This window comes from Acinetobacter rongchengensis (genome assembly GCF_003611475.1).
In the GTDB taxonomy this organism is placed as follows: Bacteria; Pseudomonadota; Gammaproteobacteria; order Pseudomonadales; family Moraxellaceae; genus Acinetobacter; species Acinetobacter rongchengensis.
The window spans coordinates 1-5,456 of sequence record NZ_RAXT01000098.1; the positions used below are offsets into that span (position 1 = coordinate 1).

At 38.3% G+C, this 5,456-nt stretch carries 7 protein-coding genes and 1 pseudogene; 6 read left to right on the forward strand and 2 right to left on the reverse strand.

Going from position 1 to position 5,456, the window contains the following annotated elements:
- Positions 1–311, forward strand: a pseudogene (locus D7V20_RS18385) (primase C-terminal domain-containing protein); the annotation flags it as partial.
- Here D7V20_RS18385 and D7V20_RS18390 read toward each other — a convergent pair.
- Both D7V20_RS18390 and D7V20_RS18395 read right to left on the reverse strand, forming a co-directional pair.
- On the reverse strand, positions 308–715 hold the full coding sequence (locus D7V20_RS18390) for a hypothetical protein (protein WP_120385336.1): 408 nt from the start codon (positions 713–715) through the stop codon (positions 308–310). The pseudogene D7V20_RS18385 and the gene D7V20_RS18390 overlap by 4 nt on opposite strands.
- Before the next feature lies 1 nt (position 716).
- Positions 717–1,034, reverse strand: a complete 318-nt coding sequence (locus tag D7V20_RS18395; protein ID WP_094149091.1) for a hypothetical protein — start codon at positions 1,032–1,034, stop codon at positions 717–719.
- Between the two features lie 489 nt (positions 1,035–1,523).
- On the opposite strand from D7V20_RS18395, the gene mobC reads away from it, so the two are divergent.
- From mobC to D7V20_RS18420, 5 genes are all read left to right on the forward strand, one after another.
- A complete protein-coding gene (mobC, locus tag D7V20_RS18400) occupies positions 1,524–2,015 on the forward strand; it encodes a plasmid mobilization relaxosome protein MobC (protein ID WP_094149093.1) in 492 nt (163 codons plus the stop codon).
- A complete protein-coding gene (locus D7V20_RS18405) occupies positions 2,005–3,963 on the forward strand; it encodes a relaxase/mobilization nuclease domain-containing protein (protein WP_120385337.1) in 1,959 nt (652 codons plus the stop codon). Before mobC ends, D7V20_RS18405 begins: the two co-directional genes overlap by 11 nt.
- Positions 3,964–4,023: 60 nt before the next feature.
- The gene (locus D7V20_RS18410) at positions 4,024–4,269 is read left to right on the forward strand and encodes an AbrB/MazE/SpoVT family DNA-binding domain-containing protein (protein WP_074947931.1); all 246 of its coding nucleotides are present in this window, start codon (positions 4,024–4,026) and stop codon (positions 4,267–4,269) included.
- Position 4,270: 1 nt separating this feature from the next.
- Positions 4,271–4,609: an endoribonuclease MazF gene (gene mazF / locus D7V20_RS18415; protein ID WP_228149563.1), complete on the forward strand. Its 339-nt coding sequence runs from the start codon at positions 4,271–4,273 to the stop codon at positions 4,607–4,609.
- 264 nt (positions 4,610–4,873) lie between these two features.
- Positions 4,874–5,456, forward strand: a 583-nt coding sequence (locus D7V20_RS18420) for a replication initiation protein (RefSeq protein WP_171407861.1), incomplete at its 3' end; no start/stop codon positions are given.

The window sequence follows — 5,456 nt, forward strand, 5'->3', positions numbered from 1 at the left end:
GAGGAGGTGTTTATAGTACTTGGCTAGAAGAAGTCACTAAACACTGTTTAAACGTAAATGAAGCGTTTTTAGAACCATTACCGTATTCCGAAATCAAAGCGACTGCTAAAAGCATTGCCACGTACTGTTGGAAGAAAGACGCTTATTGCTATCAAGAGTTTATAGATCGTCAAAGCCGTAAAGGACAAATGGGCGGAACTGTTTCCAAAAGAACCAAGGTTTCTAATTCAGAAAGAACTCTGAAACCTTGGCTAGATATGGGCATATCACAAAGTACTTATTATCGACGGAAAAAATTAGGAAAGATTTAAGAGTTTTTAAGGTGTTTCTCGGCTTTATGCTCCGTATTGGCTTCTTTTGCAATTATTTCAAAAGGGACACCTGCTTTCTTTAAGTTGTTTAAAGCAATGGGATCTTCTTTGAAATAGGCATTATGACAATTATGTTTATAACCACCATAAATAGTCCATGCTAAAAGTCTTGGCCAACTTTGCGATGCATAAAAAGAAGACATTTTTTTAATATCTAGTGCCGCTTCTTTAATATTTTCTATGTCATTTTGTACACAGTAATTAAAGTATCCAGGATGAACGCCTAACTCATTTATTGCAATATGTCGTGCTTCTTTACCAAACTCTGAGCTTCTAACCTGTGATTTGGCTTTAAAAAATAAGAATAGAAGACCTAACCCTATAATAATAAAAATAAATTCCATTTTAATTAAACCAACTTTTTTTATCGTCCATATTATTCCAATACTTCTCTGCTTGATCGCAAATAGCTTTAATTTGCTGATCGAAAGTGGCTCCTTGAATTTTTTCTAATAAACCAGCCGTAAACAATAATTTATCTCGGCTATAATCATTTTCCATTAAGCCATATATAAATTTTTCAGGGATGTTTCTTTCCCTTGCCATTTGTTTGAGAGTATTTGCGAAATCTTGCATTTTTGATTGATCTAGTACCCAAGAAGGATATGGAGGCTCCTGTTCGACAGGTTCTTTCTTTCCAAATAACTTACTGAAAAACCCCATAATTATTCCTCATATTTAAATATTTAACTTTAACATTGAAAATGACAGCAGATAAGCCTAAATCAGATATCAGCGCTCTTAGGGTTTTTGAGACGAACAAATCTCTCTTATGGTTAGAACAAGTGTGAAAGTGAGCCTAAATCAGATACCAGCCTTTTTAATTTTCTTTTTCTAATATTTAAATTATTAAGACAGTTCCATAATTCAAATCTTGAAGAATGTAAACAGAGATTTATTTTTGCTTAAATAGCTCGCTAATATTGAGTTATTTAATACCGCCCAATTCACAGCTAGCATTGTTTTGTGCTTCAACATTTTTCAAATATTGAATGCACTAAAACTAGATGCTATCTTGAATTGAGCAAGCCTACCCCGTAGCCACAAAAACAGCCCTCACTACGTAATGTTGTTTATTGTGTCACGTGGTGCTTGTTAGGGGTTTCACCCCTAAGACCCCAATCCATTGTGGATTTAATTTAGGGAAATTTCATGGCAAAAAAGAAAAATTTAAGAACAGAAATTAAACGCCTGCGTTTAACTGAATTTGAGGCGATGCAATTAGAAAAATATTTAGCTGATCGTGACCTGAATTTTAGTGAGTTTGTGAATGCTTTAATTGGTCAAAAAATCAGAGCCGAATTCCAGACTGTATCCAGTGAAATTATTGAGGGTTCAATTGAGCCAAAGAAAAAACAACGCGCAGCTAAACAACCACCAAAAGCAGACCCTGCTGTACTTTTTCAAATTGGAAGAATTGGAAATAACATCAATCAAATTGCGAAGTTTTTAAATTTCATTCGCCAAGACCCTAATGCTATTTCTAAATTTTCTTTTCTTGAATGTTTTCATACGTTAAGCCAAATCCAAAATGATTTACATGATTGGCTTGGTCAACTTCCGAAAATTGAACGAAGCCCTGAAGCTGTAAGCCGTGCACGGGAAAGGGCTTTGAAAAAAAGGAGGGTAGAGGATGTACATTAAATTTCTCAAACATGGAAAAGGCGACCCTGCAAAAGCTGCAAGTTATTTAATTGCAGAACTTGATCATCTCAACCGTCCTCGACCTGATGTTCAAATTTTGCGGGGAGATCCGCATACATTTACCGCAATTGCCGAATCAATAGAAAACGAGTGGAAATATACAAGCGGTGTGATTGCTTGGTCGAAAGATGATGCACCGACCAATGAGGAAATTAGCGAAGTTTTGGATGGTTTCGAAAAGCATGCCTTTGCAGGGTTACAGCCACATCAATATCACTTCACAGCCGTTTTGCATGAAGAAGATGACGGCTCGAAGCATGTGCATTTTTTAGTGCCACGGATTGAGTTGGACACAGGCAAAGCCCTCAATATTGCTCCTCCAGGGCATGAGAAATATTTCGACCCTCTCCGAGACTATTTTAATTATTCAAAAGGATGGTCACGACCTGATAACCCGATTTTACAACATGATACTCAAACGCCTGACCATGTTCATTTTCAGGATGCTGCCGCAATCCGGGCAGGCTTAAAAGGTAAGGCTGTTAATGATATTCGTGAAGTGATTGGAAGCCTTATAGAACAACGTATTTATTTTGATTTCATTAAAGATAGAACGGACGTTTTAGATGCTGTTTCGGAGCTTGGAGAAGTCACTCGAATTAGTGACAAATTCATTTCATTAAAATTAGATGGTGCAGATAAAGCGATACGCTTAAAGGGTGCATTTTATGAGTCAGAATTTAGTGTCGAATCTTACTTTGAGAATCGAACAAGAGAAACAAGTGATGCAAGAGCATCAAGAGAAAATAGGTTTATTTCAGAAGAACACAAAAAGCTTGCTGAACAGCTCGAAAAAAGATTTACAGAGCTTGCAGGAGGACGTTCAAAATACAACGAAGGACGCTACCAATCTCTTGAACGAAGCCAAACAGAGCCTAAATTCAGCCCAAACCGCGAGTCAGAGTTTAGCCGAACTTTTACAGCAGCAAACGGAAGGAACAGCCAACCTTTTGAGCCAACAGGCAGAGCAGCTCGAGCAGTTAAAAGCCCAATCAGCTCAATTGAACAGCATGAGCCAAGGAATAGCCGAAACAGCCAAGATCAAGAAAACCCTTTTTACATCAAATATAGTTTTAGCTTCGATAGCTCTTATTTTGCTTATATCGAGTATTGCTCTAGGCTACGTAAGCAAGAGCAAATACAACGACATAAACGAGATGCAGAACAAAGTCGATTATCTGAAATCACAAGGCGGAAGCATGATCACAATGGAATGTGGGGGGAAACTGTGCGTAGAGTTAGACCCGAACGTGAAAGAGAGTTACGCACTGGACAATGGGACGAGACCGCTTGGGATAGTAAGGGAGGTGCGTTAAGTGAATCTCGAATCGCAGTTATTGAAGATTATCGAAGAACAGCAGAATCAATTGAAGCAACAACAGCAAGAGCAAGAGAAAGCACTACAAATCATTCAGCAGCAATCATTGACCATCGAGCAGCTCAAGAATTACGTCAACGAGTTAGTGCAGCGCTCGAACTTGGTAGCGAAAGAAAACGAGAATCTAGTCAAGTTAATCAAGGATTTACAGAAACCCCAGCTTTCGCAGTCTCTATTTACAAACTTGGAGAAGAACTTAAATTTACATTTGCAGACACGTTTAGAGAAACTGGTGGGCGAATTGGAGATCGAGAGCCACACCAAACGGCTGTTAGCCGAGATTTTACCCAATTTGGTGCAGATCGAGATCGAGAAGCAGACTGCACCACTAGCAATGCAGATCACAGAGAGAATGCGCTCAGTAGAGCAGTTTCAACAAAAATTAGCGGAATTGATCCAAGCCTTATCAGGCAAGCTTTAGACACATTGGAAAAGCGCAGGGAACAGCGTTTTCAGCAAGAAAATGTGCATAAAAATGATCGTGGGTATGATTCCCCTAGCCCGTTTTAATTGACAGAATGATTTTAAAAAACTAAAGTATCTACAATGTAGATACTTGGAGTTATTGTTATGGAATTAGCAATCAAAAAATGGGGTAACAGTGCTGCTGTTCGCCTACCCTCAGTTTTCCTTGAAAGCCTTAATTTGAAATTAGATAGTCTTGTTGAAGTATTTACTCAAGATGATTCAATTGTTATCAAACCAATTAGACAGAAATCTAATATATCTTTAGAACAGCTTTTAGAGGGGATAACGCCCGAAAATTTGCATGGTGAAGTAGAGACTGGGCAAGCTGTTGGTAAGGAATGCTATTAAAATGAGCTATGTACCAGAAGAAGGCGATATTATCTGGATTAACTTTAACCCACAAAGTGGGCATGAACAGGCAGGGCATAGACCAGCGTTAGTTTTAAGTCCTTCATCATATAATAGAGCCACAAGCCTCTTGGTTTGCTGTCCGATGACAACGCAGATTAAGGGCTATCCCTTTGAGGTTAAAATTTCAGGTAATCCTGAAAATGTGGCTCTATCTGATCAAGTCAAAAGCCTAGATTGGACTGCTCGATCAGCAACAAAGAAAGGTCAGGCAAAGCCTGAAGAACTTGAAGAAGTACGACAAAAAATTGCAGCTTTACTGAGAATATCGAGTTTTTGATATAGATGCATCTGATTTGCCTGCCATTCAGGAATACAGAGTAATTACGATGCATTATAATTTACATATTTTTCTTGAAAAATCAGTGCTTTGATAGTTCTTTGAAAAGGTGTAATATTTTCGATAGGCGAAAAAAAAGCAAGCTGGCAGGCTCGCTTTTTTCTCATTGTTTAACAAATACTTAAAGCATCGGTAAAACACAAATCAGATAACTGTATTTTACCAATGTTTTGAGCATTTGCAACATATAGGACGTTGCAAAAGGTGAATAACGCTCAATTAAGCGATTTTTTTGAAAATCTTGCTCATAAACCATACTGTGCAGATGAGTTACTGTATGGTTTACAAATAAGACCGAAAAAAACGGCAATCAATATGCAATACATACAAGGCAATCAGCCTTGTATGCTTCATTACTTCTTTTTTGACATAGACCGTTCAGAAGCTGTCATGGCTTGGTATGACGCAAACTTGCCAAAACCTTACTGGACAGCACAGACCCACAAGAATGGTCATGCTCATATCTGCTATAAATTAGAAATTCCACTATGTACCAGTGAATTAGCCAGTCAAAAAGCTATTAGCTATGCAGCTAAGGTTCAAGCAGGGCTTGCCAATAAACTTGGTGCCGATGTGGGATATAGCCATCTTATTACTAAAAATCCTTTTCACTCTGATTGGCGTACAACCTTTTGGACAGAAAGGGCATATACGCTCGACTATCTAGCCGATTTCATAGAGCTACCGAAGAAATTAAGTAAGAAACAGGAAGTTTCAGGGCTTGGACGTAACTGCACACTGTTCGATACAGTCCGTAAATGGGCGTATACAGCCGTTAGAGCGCATC

Excerpts from the sequence above, each read along its gene's own strand:
- mobC (WP_094149093.1), top strand. The coding sequence starts at position 1,524 with ATGGCAAAAAAGAAAAATTTAAGAACAGAAATTAAACGCCTGCGTTTA.
- D7V20_RS18395 (WP_094149091.1), bottom strand. The coding sequence starts at position 1,034 with ATGGGGTTTTTCAGTAAGTTATTTGGAAAGAAAGAACCTGTCGAACAG.
- D7V20_RS18405 (WP_120385337.1), top strand. The coding sequence starts at position 2,005 with ATGTACATTAAATTTCTCAAACATGGAAAAGGCGACCCTGCAAAAGCT.
- D7V20_RS18410 (WP_074947931.1), top strand. The coding sequence starts at position 4,024 with ATGGAATTAGCAATCAAAAAATGGGGTAACAGTGCTGCTGTTCGCCTA.
- mazF (WP_228149563.1), top strand. The coding sequence starts at position 4,271 with ATGAGCTATGTACCAGAAGAAGGCGATATTATCTGGATTAACTTTAAC.
- D7V20_RS18390 (WP_120385336.1), bottom strand. The coding sequence starts at position 715 with ATGGAATTTATTTTTATTATTATAGGGTTAGGTCTTCTATTCTTATTT.